We start from the raw sequence: 13,775 nt of genomic DNA on the forward strand, positions 1-13,775 counted from the left end.
CACCATGGCTCGCATCATCGCTGTCGCCAACCAGAAGGGCGGCGTCGGCAAGACCACCACCGCCGTCAACCTCGCTGCCGCGTTGGCGGCCGCCAAGCGCAAGGTGCTGCTGGTCGATCTCGACCCGCAGGGCAACGCGACCATGGCGTCGGGCGTGGACAAGCACGAGGCCAAGCCGAACGGCTGCGAAGTGCTGCTGGACGAGGCGCCGATCGAGCAGGCCATCGTGCGCACCGAGGCGAACTACGACCTGCTGCCCGGCAACGGCGATCTCACCGCTGCCGAGCTCAAGCTGATGGATGCCATCGCGCGCGAGAACCGGCTCAAGGAACAGCTGGCCAAGGTGGCGGATCGCTATGACACCATCCTGATCGACTGCCCGCCGTCGCTGCACCTGCTCACGCTCAACGCGCTGGCGGCGGCCAACGGCCTGCTGATTCCAGTGCAGTGCGAATACTTCGCGCTGGAAGGCCTTTCCAGCCTGCTCGACACGGTGAAGGCCGTGCGCCAGCGCCTGAATCCCGCGCTGGAGATCGAAGGCCTGCTGCGCACCATGTACGACGTGCGCAACAACCTGGGCAATGAGGTATCGGCCCAGCTCACCCAGCATTTCGGCGACAAGGTGCTGCGCTCGATCATCCCGCGCAACATCCGCCTGGCCGAGGCGCCCAGCCATGGGCAGCCGATCCACCTTTACGACCGCAGCTCGCGTGGCGCCATCGCCTACATCGGCCTGGCCGGCGAGATGATCCGTCGCGAGCGCGGGCAGCATGCCGCCGCCAACGACCAGGCCGGCGAGGTGGTGCCGGCCGTGCTGCATGACGACACCGAGACGCTCGACGACATCGTCGACCTGCATCAGGAGTAAGCATGTCCGCTGCGAAAAAACGGGGCCTGGGACGCGGGCTCGATGTCCTGCTGGGTGCCGCTGACGAACCCAACAAGCCGTCGGTGCTCGAGCAGGAAGGCGAGCTGCGCACGCTGCCGATCCAGCAGATCCAGCCGGGCAAGTACCAGCCGCGCCGCCACTGGAACGAGGAGGCGCTGGACGAGCTGGCCGCCTCCATCCGCGCGCAGGGCCTGATCCAGCCGGTGGTGGTTCGCGCCATCGGCAAGAACAGCTACGAGCTGATCGCCGGCGAGCGCCGCTGGCGCGCCGCGCAGCGCGCGCAGCTGTCCGAGCTGCCGGTGTTGGTGAAGGACGTGCCGGAAGTGGCCGTGCCGGCCATGGCGCTGATCGAAAACATCCAGCGCCAGGACCTCACCCCGCTGGAAGAAGCCGACGCGCTCAAGCGCCTGATCGACGATTTCGACCTCACCCACCAGCAGGCCGCCGACGCGGTGGGCCGCTCGCGTGCTGCGGTATCCAACCTGCTTCGCCTCACCGAGCTGCCGGTATCCATCAAGCGCCTGCTGGACGAGGGCAAGCTGGAAATGGGCCATGCCCGCTGCCTGATCACCCTGCCCGAGGGCATGGCCGAAGGCCTGGCGCTGGAGGCCTCGCGCCATGGCTGGAGCGTGCGCGAGCTGGAAGAAGCCGCGCGCCGCGCGCAGACCGCGCCCAAGGGCAAGGCCAAGAGCGCCCCGGCCCGCGATCCCAACGTGGACGCACTGGAACGCGAGCTGGGCGAGCGCTTCGCCACCCGCGTGGAACTGGCCCACAGCCGCGGCGGCAAGGGCAAGCTGGTAATCCATTACCACAGCAACGACGAGCTGGAAGGCATCCTCGGCAAGATCCGCTGAGGGGTTAGGGATAAGCGTTGGGGACAGGGACAAGACTGGCCCCCTCACCCCAACCCTCTCCCCGAGGGGAGAGGGAGTAAAAACCGCCTCGCCTTAACGACGGGCAGGAAGGACCGTGGCGAGAAGCGGTCGCGCACAGGGGGCGCTCCTGCAGGGGGCGGTCGAGTGCCGCTGGCGGCCATCCACCCCTGACGCCAAGCCTTTCACCCACTAGAATGGCGCCCTGGCGCGCAAGCGCCCCCTGCTTCAGACAAGGCCCTCCCCCATGCCTCAACTGTCCGTCGTCGTGCCGGTATTCAACGAGCGCGACAACATTCCGCCGCTGTTGGCCGAGATCGCCGCTGCCCTGCGTGGCAAGGTCGATTTCGAGGTCATCTACGTGGACGACGACTCCAGCGACGACAGCGTGGCCGTGCTTGCCGCCGAGAAGCCGAGCTATCCGGAGCTGCGCATCGTGCGCCACCTTACCCGCAGCGGGCAGAGCACCGCCGTGTGGAACGGCGTGCGCGCCGCGCGTTCACCGTGGATCGCCACGCTGGACGGCGACGGCCAGAACGATCCGGCCGACATCCCCAAGCTGCTCGCCTCGCGCGACAAGGCCTCGGAGAACACCCGCCTGTTCGCCGGTTGGCGCACCACGCGCCGTGACAGCTTCAACAAGCGCATCTCCTCCAAGATCGCCAACGCGGTGCGTTCGCGCATGCTCAGGGACAGCACGCCCGACACCGGTTGCGGCCTGAAGCTGTTCGATCGCGAAGTGTTCCTGCGCCTGCCCTACTTCGACCACATGCACCGCTACCTGCCGGCGCTGGTCAAGCGCGCGGGTTTCGAGAGCACCAGCGTGCCGGTGGGCCATCGTCCGCGTACCGCGGGCAGCTCCAAGTACGGCATGCTCGACCGCCTGTGGGTGGGCATCGCCGACCTGCGCGGCGTGGCCTGGCTGATGCGCCGTGGCAAGGTGACCCGCGTCGAGGAGATCTGAACGCGCGCGCCCTGCCGCTCGCGGGGCACAAGCGCGTAGCGTCCTGTCGACGCGTTTTTCATCGGCGTATGCTGAAGATCCTCCTTTTGGGAGGCCGCCCGCCCATGAGCATTGCCGTCAAGCGCGTCTACGAGCCCGCCGCGAAGAGCGACGGCTACCGGGTGCTGGTCGATCGCCTGTGGCCGCGTGGGCTGAAGAAGGAAGACGCCGTGCTGGACGAATGGCCCAAGGAACTGGCGCCGTCGACCTCGCTGCGCAAATGGTTCGGCCACGATCCCGCGCGCTGGGAGAGTTTCCGCCATCGCTACGCCACCGAGCTCGATGACCATGCCGAGTTCTGGCAGCCGCTGGCGACCAAGGCCGGACGCCGCCGCGTCACCCTGCTCTATGGCGCCCGCGACGAGGAGCACAACAACGCGGTGGCGCTGAAGTGCTACCTGGACGCCTGGCTCAAGGCGAACGGCCCCCATTGACGCGGTGATTGGGCTCCCAGCCGGCGAGTGCGCGGCGCGCCTGCAGGCGGCCGTGCTCGATCAGTTCGCGCGCGCGGTAGAACTCGTAGACGTTGGCGCAGTTGCGCGGCAACCGGATCAGCAGGTCGGGTTCGTAAGCGGCCAGGCGCAGCCGCGAGAGGTTGGCCTGCATCAGGTCCATCGACTGCGTGAGCAGCTCCAGCATCCCCGGTTCGCGCGGCTTGTCCGCGCCGTGCGGCATCAGCCGGCCGATGAAGTCGCCGATGCGCGCGCGGTAACCCTCGGGCGGCTCGGTTGGCGTGGCAGGTACTTCGTCCGGCGTGGTGACGTCGGGCGGGCCGTCCACGCTGACGGCGAACAGGAAATCGGCGGTTTCGCGGATCAGCGGCGTGACCGGCACCGGGTTCAACAGGCCGCCATCGACCAGCCGGCGCTCCGACAGCGTGTGCGGTCGGAACACGGTGGGTATCGCGATGGAAGCGCGGATCGCATCGAACAACGGGCCGCGCGTAAGCCACACCTCGCGCTCGCGATCCAGGTCGGTGGCCACGGCAGTGAAGGCCAGCGGCAGCGCCTCGATCTGGGCGTCGCCGATCAGTTCGCGCAGCGTGTCGATGATGCGTTCGCCTTTGATCAGGCCACCGCCGGAGAAGGTCCAGTCGACCAGCTTGAGCACATCCATCTTGGCCAGCGAGCAGACCCAGTCACGGTACACGTCCAGCTTGCCCATGGCGTAGACGCCGCCGATCAGCGCGCCCATGGAGGTGCCGGCGATGGCGACGATGTCGTAGCCCTGCGCCCGGATCTCCTCGATCGCCCCGATATGCGCCAGACCCTTCGCTCCGCCGGAACCAAGTGCCAGCGCCACGGTCGGTTTGCGGATGGCTTCGGATTCCGCAGGTAGTGCAGAGGACACGGCGATGTCGGCAGGGCTCATGGAACGCGGGGCACAGCAGCGGTGTGGGGCTCTAGCCTCACCCCGGGCGGGCCGGCTGGCAAGCCTTGCGTGCGAAGCCCATCCGGGCCTGCGTCCGGATCGTGGCCTCGGTCCGGACCGTCGTCGACGCTCAGCGAGGCGGCTGCTGGTAGCCACCCAGTGCCAGCTGCAGCTGGATCTTCATCTCCTCGCGCAGCGACAGCGGCGCCACCACTTCCGCGTCAGGACCGTACTTGAGCACGTCCATCAGCAGTTCCTTGGAGTTGGAATAAGGCACCTGCAGTTCGTAGCGGCCGTCGGGCAGCCACTCGCCCTTCTGCTGCGAGTGCCAGTGCTCGTCGGCGACCCAGCGCGCCGCGTGCTGCGAGAAACGCAGCGTGGCCCAGGCCTTGGGCTTGCCGGCGAAGATGCCGTAGCTGGAGGCGAGCGCATCGTTGAGCTCGGCTTCGGGCACGTCGCGCGCGGGTTCGTCCAGCGCCTGCGGTTCGGCGATGCGATCGACGGCGAAGCTACGCAGCGCCTCGCGGTCGTGATCCCACACGTCGAGGTACCAGTTGTCGCGGTAATGGGTCAGCCGTTGCGGCGACACCTTGCGATGGCTGTCGGCATTGGTGGTGCGCGCACGGTAGCGGAAGCGAAGCTGCTTGCGTTCGAGCACCGCGCCGGCCACCACGCGGAACACCTGCTGGTCGAGCTTGCGCTCGCCCCAGGCGATCACGCGGATGCGCTCGATCGGCAGCGCCTTGCCGCTGCCCTGGTCCGACAGCAGGTGCTCGATGCGCGCCTTGAACGGCGCAAGCGCGCCGGCCAGGACGCCCGGCCCGCTGCGCCCGATCAGCTCGTTGAGGGCGAGCAGTGCGGCGAGTTCGTCAGAAGTCAGCCACAGGCCAGGCAGTTCGAAGCGCTCGCCTTCGCCGGCCGCGTAGCGGAAGGCGGCATGTTCGCCGCCCGCGCTTTCGATCGGTGCGCCCAGCGCATCGCGCAGGAACGCTACGTCGCGGTACAGGGTTGCGCGCGAACACTCCAGCTCGTCCATCAGACGAGGCAGGGGCACCGGATAGTGAGCCGACTTGAGCAATCGGTGCAGGGTGAGAATGCGCTCGTAACGATCCATGAAATGATTTTCGACGGCAGCCTTTGCGTAGCATGCGCACCGTTGAGCACAGCCGCAAGTACAACCTACGGCGGAAGTGGCTCCGATCACGCACCGATCATGCAGTGATGATCTGCCCTTCACGCACAGAAGACAGAAAAATCATGAAGCCACGCCGCCAAGCCCCAGCAGTCACCATCGGTGAAGGACGCGAAGGGCCACCCCTGCTCCGTCCACGCCGCCTCGGCGCCACCTTGCTGCAGGCGGCAGCGACCCACGGCTTCGGTGTGTGGATGCTGCTCGGGTTGTCGCTTGCCATCGGCATGTATCCCGCGGGGCGCGGCGATGCGCTGGTGCCGTTGATGATCGGCGGTGCCCTCGTCGGGGTCGGCCTGCTGGCCGCCTGCGTACGCTCGCCGTGGATGCCCGACTGGCATGGCTGGCGCTTCGGCAAGGGCAGCCGACCCACGCGTGACGCCCTGGTCGCGTTGGCGACGGTGTTGCCGGTGCTCGCGGTGGCGGGGTTGGCGCGGGGCGACAATTCATTCTGGGTCACCCGGCTGGCCGGTGCCGCGCTGGCCCTGTGCAGCCTGGTCAGCCTCATCGTCACCGTGCTCGGCGATGCCTCGCGCAATGCACCGGGCCTGGACAAGCACGTGGTCACCCAGCTGCCTCTGAGCCGCGTGGTGTCGGCCACCTATGGCGGCGGCCTGTGGCTGTGGATGTGCATGATGGGACAGGACAATCCCGACGCGTTGATTCCACCGCTGGTGTGCATCATCGGCCTGCTGCTGCTGGCGCTGCTTCGCGGCCTCATCGAGAGCCTGCGCTGGCAGGCCGTGCTGCAGCGGTTGCCCGGGCCGCGGCCGCGCTTCGAGTTGCAGCCGCGGCGCTATCTGGGCGCGCTGCTGATCTACGCCGTGCCCAGCATGGCCCTGCTGATGGTGAGCTTTGGCGAGGTTCGCCTGGAAATGTCGGCGCTCGCCGCGATCAGCTGCCTGATCGGCATGGGCACCGAGCTAAGTTTGTATGATGGGGCTCTTGCGGCACTCCCCGATAGCCGCTGAATCGGCCATCTGACGCCATTTGCGCTCAAAAAAGGCCGCTTTGTTCACTGGCAGTTCAATCCGCCCCGTTATGGTGGCGGCTGCTTTGTTTTAACGAAAAAGGAACGAATTTCAATGAAGAAGACCCTGATGGCGGGCGCCCTGCTCGCGGCGCTGGCCAGTGTTGGCGCGTACGCAGACGACGCGCCGGCGGCCAACGCCTCCTCCAACCCTGCCGACAACGGCGGCTGGACGGGTTCGGGTGAATTCGGTTTTGCCTCGTCGTACGGCAATTCCCGCTCGGAGAACGCCAACGCCAAGCTGGGCCTGAGCCAGGAAAACGACCTGTGGAAGAACAACTTCTACCTCAACGGCCTGCGCTCCAAGGGCGAGGTCGAGGTGCAGGACCAGTACGGCAACACAGTGGATCGCCTCGCCACCACCGCCAATCGCTACGACTCGGGCGCCTCCGTGGGCTACAAGCTCGACCCGCGCAGCTACGTGGTGACCGCCGCGCGCTATGAGCATGACGATTTCGGCGCCAACCTGTGGCAGGGCATCATCTCGGTGGGTTATGGCTACATCGCGCTGAAGACCGAGAGCACCGAGCTGTCCTTCGAAGCCGGTCCCGGTTACAAGCGTTATCGCCCGGCCGATGTCAGCCAGGAAGTGGACAACCCCGACGGCACCACCGGTACCGTCAAGGTGCCGCAGAACACGCAGAGCGAAGTGGTCGGCCGTGGCCTGATCAACTACAAGTACCGCCTCACCTCCAATACGGCGCTGGAAGACACGCTGCTGATGGAAGCGGGTTCGAAGAACAAGTACTACCAGAACGACATCGGCGTGTCGGTCAGCATGACCCGCAAGATGGCGCTCAAGCTGGGTTACCAGGTGCGCTACAACAGCGACGTGCAGCCGGGCACGGACAGCACCGACACCCTGCTGACCACCAACCTGGTCTACAACTTCTAAGGTGACTGCCCGCTACGGCGGGAGGCGCGGTGGCGATGCAACGCTCCTGCAGGGAAGTTTTTCAGTGGCCGAGGAACTGGCTGGCGCCCTGCTCGTACAGGGCTTCGGCCACCTGCCGGCCCAGCGCTTCGGCCTGATCACCCTCGGCCTGTGCCTCGGCCAGCAGCAGGCGGCCACTGCTCACGTCGCCGACCATGCCGCGCAGGTGCAGGCCGCGTTCGGTGACGGTGCACCAGGCACCCACCGGCACCGTGCAGCTGCCGCCCAGTGCCTGGTTCATCGCACGCTCGGCAGTGACGGCCAGGCGCGTCTGGGCATCGTCCAGCGCACGCAGCAAATCGATGACGGCGGGTTGATCGTTGCGTGACTCGATGGCAATGGCTGCCTGGCCCGGTGCCGGCAGCCAGTCGGGTGCGGTGAGGCGACTGCGGATGCGGCTGGCCAGGCCCAGGCGCTCCAGCCCGGCGCAGGCCAGCAGGATGGCGTCGTAATGGCCGGCATCGAGCTTGGACAGGCGCGTGCCCACGTTGCCGCGCAGGTCGAGCAGGCTCAGGTCAGGCCGCACTGCACGCAGTTGCGCCTGCCGGCGCAGCGAGGAGGTACCCACGCGTGCGCCCAGCGGCAGCTCATGGAGATTCGCGTAATCGTTGCTGATGAAGGCATCGGCAGCGTCGGCGCGCGGCAGGATCGCCGGCAGCGTGAAGCCGGGTTCGAGTTCGGCCGGTACGTCCTTCAACGAGTGCACGGCCAGGTCAGCGCGGCCTTCCAGCATGGCCACTTCCAGTTCCTTGAGGAACAGGCCCTTGCCACCGATGGTGGCCAGTGGCTTGTCGAGGATCTCGTCACCACGGGTGGACAGTGGCACCAGTTCCACCACCAGCCCGGGGTGCGTGGCGCGCAGTTCGCTGGCCACGTGCTCGGCCTGCCACAGGGCGAGTGCGCTCTTGCGGGTGGCGATGCGCAGGGTCGAAGGAGTCATGCTGTTCTCGGTGGAGGCGCCGCGCGCTGGCTTCAATGGGGAGCCGCATTGTGGCGTAATTGCGCCGTATCGCGCAGGGGCCCGCGCGGTGCGCGAGGTCGCACGTTTCAGCCCATGCGCAGCAGGCGGCGCAGCGCCGGCAGGTTGCGCCGGCTCACCTCGGGCATCAGTTCGGTGCCACCCAGCCGGGCCAGCACGCGACCGTCGCTGAGCGTCTTGAGGCCGATCAGACGCTGCGCGGGCACCAGGCAATTGCGGTGCAGGCGGATCAGAAGCTCCGGATAGGCCTCTTCGAGCTGTCGCAACGACTCCTCCAGCAGCAACTGGCCGCCGCGATGCTGCACCACCACGTACTTTTCTTCCGCCAGCAGGCACACCACGTCGTCGAGCGCGACGCGCACCTGCTCGCCGCGCAGGCGGCCGTGCAGGTAGTTCGGCACGGCGCGGGGCGTCTGCGCCAGGCGTACGCGCGCGCGTTCCAGTGCCTCGTTGAGCCGCTCCAGCCGGACCGGCTTGAGCAAGTAATCGACGGCGCCGAGCTCGAATGCCTGCAGCGCGTGGTTTTCGTAGGCAGTGCAGAACACCACTTGTGGCCGCTTGAGCCCGGCCAGCCTCTGGGCCAATGCCGTGCCGCTGAGGCCGGGCATGTTGATGTCCAGCAGCAGCACGTCCGGCTGCAGCTCGCCCAGCGCGCCGAGCGCGGCTTCGCCATCCCCCACGCTGCCGGCGACCTCCACGTCCTGGCATTCGCCCAGCAGCGCGGCGAGCCGGGCGCGGGCCAGGGGTTCGTCGTCAACGATCAGTACGCGCATGGACTTGATCCGGAAGTTGCAGGCGCACCACGAAGCGGTCGCCCTGGGGGCCGGCTTCCACACGTGCGCGCGGGCCGTAGCGATAGGCGACGCGCTGGCGCACGTTGTCCAGGCCGTGGCCGTGGCCGCCGGGCGTGGGCGGGCCGAGGCAGGGATTGTCTATTTCGATCACGATGCCGTCGCGTTCGCGTTGCCCGCGCAGGATCACCTCGCCACCCTGGCGCGAGGGCTGGATGCCGTGGCGTACGGCGTTCTCCACCAGCGGCTGCAGCAGCAGGCGCGGCAAGGGGAAGCCGGGCGGCAGATCGTCCAGTTCGCGTTGCACGCGCAGGCGGTCGCCCAGGCGCAGCTGCTCGATCGCCAGGTAACGCTCCACCAGGCTGAGCTCCTCGCCCAGGGTGCCGTCGCGGGTGCCGTGTTCGCCCAGCGCGGCGCGGAACAGCTCGGACAGGTCTTCCACCGTACGCTCGGCCGCGTCCGGGTCCACCCGCACCAGCGCCGCCACGGTGTTCATGCTGTTGAACAGGAAGTGCGGGCGGATGCGCGCCTGCAGGGCCGCCACCTGTGCCGTGGTCACCGCGGCCAGGCGCGTCTGCCACTGGGCCAGCAGGTAGAAATAGCGCAGCATCGCCGCGCTCAGCAGGGCGGCGATCGCCGTGTTGTTGCGCACGAAGATGCCGGCGCTGTCCTGCAGCAGCTGCATCTCCATGGCGCTGTCCATCCAGTGCACCAGCGCGCTGGCGCCGGCCACGATCAGCACCATCACCAGCCACACGCTGGCGTAGGCGGCATAGGCCGGCAAGCGCTGCAGCAGGGGGCGCAGCTTGCACAGCGCTACCCCGCTCACCAGGGCCAGCCAGTCGGCGAACAGCATCCCCATGGTGTAGCCCTGCCAGCCGTGGCCGTTGTTGGGCGCCAGCCACATCACGGTGACGGTGATGGCCGCCACCACCAGCAACGCGAACAGCACCGGCATGCTGCAGAAGTCAGGCAGCAGGTGCGGTTCGGCCGGGCCGGGCACGGACGTGGCGATGGGGGTATCCGTCATGCGGCGGAGTATGCCGCATGCCCCGGTGGGGCGAATGCGACCGTCGGCGGGATCGTCGCAGCGCTCAGAGCGCCAGGCGGGGGGTCATCCAGTGGCGCAGGTCGGCGATCTCCTCGGCGCACACCGAGTGCGGCATCGGATAGGTGTGCCAGGCGACAGGGCAGCCCAGCGACTGCAAGAGGTCGCGCGAACTCACGCCGCGGGTGAGCGGCACGATCGGGTCGGCCGTGCCATGTCCCCAGAACACCGGCAGGCCGGCATTGGCCTCGCTGCGCTCGGCGGCAACCGAGGCCTGCATCGGCAGGTAGGTGGACAGCGCGATCACTCCGCCCAGGCGCCGGGCATGGCGCAGGCCGGCCGACAGCGCGATGGCGCCGCCCTGGGAAAAGCCAGCCAGCATGATGCGTTCGGTCGGAACGCCGCGCTCGTTCTCGCGCTCGATCAGGGCTTCCACGTTGGCGATCGAGGCACGCATGCCGCTTTCGTCCTGCCGCGAGACCAGGTCCACCCCGGCGATGTCGTACCAGGCACGCATCGGCATGCCGCCGTTCACCGTGACCGGGCGCACCGGCGCGTGGGGAAACACGAAACGCAACGCCGGCCAGTCCAGCGACACCAGCTCCGGCACGAGCGGCGCGAAGTCGTGGCCGTCGGCACCCAGGCCGTGCAACCAGATCACGCTGTGGGTGGGTTGGGGAGCGGTTTCGGTTTCGACGGTCGGCAGGGGCATGGACAGTTCGCTGGATGGGAGAGGGAGAAGGCGCAGACGTCCGGCGCCCCAGTGAAGTTCCCGAACGCTTGGGCCGGCGATGAGCCGACAGCCGCGTTGCCCGGAGGATCGGAAAGATTAGCTGCCTAGGCCCGTAGTTTGAACCGGGACTATCGGCGCTTGCCTGGGCCGGGGCCTTGGCTATCCTGCAACGTTTTGACTGTGGAGCCCTCCATGCGCCGAATGCTGTTTGCCGGCCTCGCTGCCCTGGCCACCCTGCCTGCGGCGGCCCTGACGCCACCTGCCACGGACGGCCAACTGGACCTGGAACCCATCATGGCCAATCCGGACTGGATCGGCGCCGCGGTGGAATCCCCCTATTGGAGCGTGGACGGCCGCAGCCTGTACTACTCGCTCAAGGAAGACGGCAGCAAGGTGCGCGACCTGTATCGTGTCGACCTGGCCAGTGGGCAAAGCGTGAAGCTCGACGCCGCCGCCGTGGCGCAGGCCGACGGCCCGGCCGTGTTCGACCGCGCGCATCGCTACGCCGCGTTCATTCGCCACGGCGACGTGTTCCTGGCGGAGCTGGCCAGCGGCCGCCGGGTACAGGTCACCCGCAGCAGCGAGCCCGAGTCCTCGCCGCGCTTCTCCAGCGACGCACGCAGCCTGCAGTACCGCCAGGGCAACAACTGGTTCGTGTACGACATCGCCAGTGGCGTGAATGCGCCGGCCGCCGTGCTGCGCTTCGTCGACGACCCGCAGGCCAAGCAGCCCGATGCGCTGGGTCGCCAGCAGCTGGAATTGTTCAAGTCGCTGCGCGAGAACAAGTCCGACAAGGACGCCCAGCGCGCCAACGACGACGCGCTGGCCGCCGCCGACCCGGGCCGCGCGCCCAAGCCGATCTACCTGGGCGAAGGCGGCGAGCCGGTGGACACCGAGCTGTCCCCCGATGGCCGCTGGATGCTGGTGGTCACCCAGCCCAAGGGTGCCAAGGAGGGCAAAAAGCCCGAACTCACGCATTACGTCACCGACTCCGGCTACGCCGAGCAGCAGGAGACGCGCGTCTACGTGGGCCGCAACGATCCCGTGCCGCAGTCGCTGACCCTGGTCGACCTGAAGGCGGCCAAGTTCTACCCGCTGAAGACCGACGTGCTGCCTGGCATCAAGGACGATCCGCTCAAGGACATCCGCGCCAAGACCGTCGCCGCGCTGGAAAAGGATGGCAAGGCTGATGAGGCCAAGGCGCTGAAGGCGCCCGACGTGCGCCCGGTGCGCATCATCTCCGGCGCCGATGACGGCGGTGGCGGCGGCATCGTGTGGAGCGACGACGGCCAGAACGTGGCCGTGCAGCTGCGCGCGATCGACAACAAGGACCGCTGGATCGCCAGCGTCGACTTCGACAAGCACGCGCTGGTGACCCAGCACCGCCTCACCGACAACGCCTGGATCAACTGGAACTTCAACGACTTCGGCTGGCTGAAGGACGGTCGCACGCTGTGGTACCTCAGCGAGGAAACCGGCTATTCGCAGCTCTACAGCAAGTCGCTGGGCGGCAAGGCCAAGGCGCTGACCACCGGCAAGTTCGAAGTGAGCCACCCCGCGCTGAGCGAGGACGGCCAATGGTTCTACGTGCGCACCAACCAGATGGCGCCGTACAGCTATGACGTCTACCGCCTGCCCAGCGGCGGCGGCGAGCTGAGCCGCGTGACCCAGTACCAGGGCATGGACGACTTCGTGCTGTCGCCCGATGGCCGCCAGCTGGGCGTGCTGCATTCCTCGCCCTACGTGCTGGCCCAGCTGGCGGTGCAGGACGCCGCCGGCGGCACGCCGCGCGAACTCACCAACACCATGAAGCCGGCCTACACCGCCCATGCCTGGCTCGCGCCGCAGATCGTCGGCGTGCCGTCCTCGCATGGCGCGGGCACGGTCTGGGCGAAGTACTACGGCCCGGCCGATGCCGGCGCCGCCGCCTCGCGCCCGGCGGTGATCTTCGTGCACGGTGCGGGCTACCTGCAGAACGTCACGCTGTCCTACTCCAACTACTTCCGCGAGCAGATGTTCCACAACCTGCTGGTGCAGCAGGGCTACGTGGTGCTGGACATGGACTACCGCGCCTCCGAGGGCTACGGCCGCGACTGGCGCACCGCGATCTACCGCCAGATGGGCCATCCGGAACTGGAAGACCTGCTGGACGGCAAGGCGTGGCTGGTGAAGAACCGCGGGGTGGATCCCAAGCGCGTGGGCATCTACGGCGGCAGTTACGGCGGCTTCATGACGCTGATGTCGCTGCTGCGTGCGCCGGGTGAATTCGCGGCAGGTTCGGCGCTGCGTCCAGTGACGGACTGGGTCACCTACAACCACGAGTACACCTCGAACATCCTCAACGATCCCCAGCTCGATCCCGAGGCGTTCGCCACCAGCTCGCCGATCAACTACGCCGACAAGCTGCAGGATCCGCTGCTGATGCAGCACGGCCTGATCGACGACAACGTGCTGGCCAGCGACACGGTGCGCATGTACCAGCGCTTCATCGAGCTGCACAAGCAGAATTTCTGGATCTCGCTGTACCCGATGGAGCGCCACGGTTTCGTGCATCCGGACTCGTGGCATGACGAGTACCGCCGCATCGACGAGTTGTTCAACACGTACGTGAAGCCGGTGAAGCAGTAAGCGGCCTGTGTGCCCTCTTCCCGCGTGGGGAGAGGGCACGCATGAAATCCGCGACCGCGGTCATGTGTAGGAGTGCACCCTGTGCGCGACCGCCTTGATCGGGGCGGCGTACTAGCGACTTTGGCCCTACTCGGCGGTATCGCCAGCGTGCCGCCTACGCGGCGGGCGTTTCGACGTCCTGCCGGCCGCCGAGTCACTTTTCTTTTGCTGGCCCACGCACGCGCCTGGAGCGCGTGCGAACGGCGAAGCCGGCCCGTAGGGCGCAGGGCAGGATGCCCGAAGTCAAAGAAAAGTAACCCAAAGAAAAT

At 67.7% G+C, this 13,775-nt stretch carries 13 protein-coding genes; 7 read left to right on the plus strand and 6 right to left on the minus strand.

The features are described 5' to 3' along the window. Window positions 1-4 precede the first annotated feature (4 nt). The 4 genes from DVU99_RS19130 to DVU99_RS19145 all read left to right on the plus strand — a co-directional run bounded on the left by DVU99_RS19130 (window position 5) and on the right by DVU99_RS19145 (window position 3,198). Window positions 5-868 carry a ParA family protein gene (locus DVU99_RS19130; protein WP_114241831.1) on the plus strand — a complete coding sequence of 288 codons (864 nt, stop codon included), beginning with the start codon at window positions 5-7 and terminating at the stop codon, window positions 866-868. A 2-nt stretch (window positions 869-870) separates the two neighbouring features. Beyond that, entirely contained in the window at window positions 871-1,743 is an 873-nt protein-coding gene (locus DVU99_RS19135) for a ParB/RepB/Spo0J family partition protein (RefSeq protein WP_198670393.1), read from the plus strand. 265 nt (window positions 1,744-2,008) lie between these two features. After that, window positions 2,009-2,725 (plus strand): glycosyltransferase, encoded by a 717-nt coding sequence (locus DVU99_RS19140; protein ID WP_114241832.1) that lies wholly within the window; start codon window positions 2,009-2,011, stop codon window positions 2,723-2,725. A 104-nt stretch (window positions 2,726-2,829) separates the two neighbouring features. Beyond that, entirely contained in the window at window positions 2,830-3,198 is a 369-nt protein-coding gene (locus tag DVU99_RS19145) for a DUF488 domain-containing protein (RefSeq protein ID WP_114241833.1), read from the plus strand. On the opposite strand, the gene DVU99_RS19150 is transcribed toward DVU99_RS19145, so the two are convergent. Together DVU99_RS19150 and DVU99_RS19155 are read right to left on the minus strand one after the other, a co-directional pair. Continuing rightward, window positions 3,176-4,135: a patatin-like phospholipase family protein gene (locus DVU99_RS19150; protein WP_114241834.1), complete on the minus strand. Its 960-nt coding sequence runs from the start codon at window positions 4,133-4,135 to the stop codon at window positions 3,176-3,178. The genes DVU99_RS19145 and DVU99_RS19150 overlap by 23 nt on opposite strands. A gap of 130 nt (window positions 4,136-4,265) precedes the next feature. Further along, window positions 4,266-5,249: a YafY family protein gene (locus DVU99_RS19155; RefSeq protein ID WP_114241835.1), complete on the minus strand. Its 984-nt coding sequence runs from the start codon at window positions 5,247-5,249 to the stop codon at window positions 4,266-4,268. A gap of 143 nt (window positions 5,250-5,392) precedes the next feature. Between DVU99_RS19155 and DVU99_RS19160 the strand changes: the two genes are divergently transcribed. After that, on the plus strand, window positions 5,393-6,295 hold the full coding sequence (locus tag DVU99_RS19160; RefSeq protein ID WP_114241836.1) for a hypothetical protein: 903 nt from the start codon (window positions 5,393-5,395) through the stop codon (window positions 6,293-6,295). A gap of 114 nt (window positions 6,296-6,409) precedes the next feature. Next, window positions 6,410-7,249 carry a YdiY family protein gene (locus tag DVU99_RS19165; protein WP_114241837.1) on the plus strand — a complete coding sequence of 280 codons (840 nt, stop codon included), beginning with the start codon at window positions 6,410-6,412 and terminating at the stop codon, window positions 7,247-7,249. Between the two features lie 61 nt (window positions 7,250-7,310). Here the strand turns inward: DVU99_RS19165 and hemC are convergent, their stop codons facing one another. The 4 genes from hemC to DVU99_RS19185 form a co-directional block, all read right to left on the minus strand. Next, a complete protein-coding gene (hemC, locus tag DVU99_RS19170; RefSeq protein WP_114241844.1) occupies window positions 7,311-8,228 on the minus strand; it encodes a hydroxymethylbilane synthase in 918 nt (305 codons plus the stop codon). A gap of 107 nt (window positions 8,229-8,335) precedes the next feature. After that, complete coding sequence (locus tag DVU99_RS19175; protein WP_114241838.1) at window positions 8,336-9,040, minus strand: LytTR family DNA-binding domain-containing protein; 705 nt, start codon at window positions 9,038-9,040, stop codon at window positions 8,336-8,338. After that, window positions 9,021-10,088, minus strand: a complete 1,068-nt coding sequence (locus DVU99_RS19180) for a sensor histidine kinase (protein ID WP_114241839.1) — start codon at window positions 10,086-10,088, stop codon at window positions 9,021-9,023. Before DVU99_RS19180 ends, DVU99_RS19175 begins: the two co-directional genes overlap by 20 nt. 64 nt (window positions 10,089-10,152) lie before the next feature. Continuing rightward, a complete protein-coding gene (locus tag DVU99_RS19185) occupies window positions 10,153-10,818 on the minus strand; it encodes an alpha/beta hydrolase (protein WP_114241840.1) in 666 nt (221 codons plus the stop codon). Between the two features lie 213 nt (window positions 10,819-11,031). On the opposite strand from DVU99_RS19185, the gene DVU99_RS19190 reads away from it, so the two are divergent. Beyond that, the gene (locus DVU99_RS19190) at window positions 11,032-13,467 is read left to right on the plus strand and encodes a prolyl oligopeptidase family serine peptidase (RefSeq protein ID WP_114241841.1); all 2,436 of its coding nucleotides are present in this window, start codon (window positions 11,032-11,034) and stop codon (window positions 13,465-13,467) included. Window positions 13,468-13,775: the final 308 nt, after the last annotated feature.

This window comes from Dyella sp. C9 (assembly GCF_003332825.1).
Lineage (GTDB): Bacteria > Pseudomonadota > Gammaproteobacteria > Xanthomonadales > Rhodanobacteraceae > Dyella.

Bases quoted from the DNA above. Each gene is read 5' to 3' on its own strand.
- DVU99_RS19130 (WP_114241831.1), top strand. From the start codon at position 5: ATGGCTCGCATCATCGCTGTCGCCAACCAGAAGGGCGGCGTCGGCAAG.
- DVU99_RS19135 (WP_198670393.1), top strand. From the start codon at position 871: ATGTCCGCTGCGAAAAAACGGGGCCTGGGACGCGGGCTCGATGTCCTG.
- DVU99_RS19140 (WP_114241832.1), top strand. From the start codon at position 2,009: ATGCCTCAACTGTCCGTCGTCGTGCCGGTATTCAACGAGCGCGACAAC.
- DVU99_RS19145 (WP_114241833.1), top strand. From the start codon at position 2,830: ATGAGCATTGCCGTCAAGCGCGTCTACGAGCCCGCCGCGAAGAGCGAC.
- DVU99_RS19150 (WP_114241834.1), bottom strand. From the start codon at position 4,135: ATGAGCCCTGCCGACATCGCCGTGTCCTCTGCACTACCTGCGGAATCC.
- DVU99_RS19155 (WP_114241835.1), bottom strand. From the start codon at position 5,249: ATGGATCGTTACGAGCGCATTCTCACCCTGCACCGATTGCTCAAGTCG.
- DVU99_RS19160 (WP_114241836.1), top strand. From the start codon at position 5,393: ATGAAGCCACGCCGCCAAGCCCCAGCAGTCACCATCGGTGAAGGACGC.
- DVU99_RS19165 (WP_114241837.1), top strand. From the start codon at position 6,410: ATGAAGAAGACCCTGATGGCGGGCGCCCTGCTCGCGGCGCTGGCCAGT.
- hemC (WP_114241844.1), bottom strand. From the start codon at position 8,228: ATGACTCCTTCGACCCTGCGCATCGCCACCCGCAAGAGCGCACTCGCC.
- DVU99_RS19175 (WP_114241838.1), bottom strand. From the start codon at position 9,040: ATGCGCGTACTGATCGTTGACGACGAACCCCTGGCCCGCGCCCGGCTC.
- DVU99_RS19180 (WP_114241839.1), bottom strand. From the start codon at position 10,088: ATGACGGATACCCCCATCGCCACGTCCGTGCCCGGCCCGGCCGAACCG.
- DVU99_RS19185 (WP_114241840.1), bottom strand. From the start codon at position 10,818: ATGCCCCTGCCGACCGTCGAAACCGAAACCGCTCCCCAACCCACCCAC.
- DVU99_RS19190 (WP_114241841.1), top strand. From the start codon at position 11,032: ATGCGCCGAATGCTGTTTGCCGGCCTCGCTGCCCTGGCCACCCTGCCT.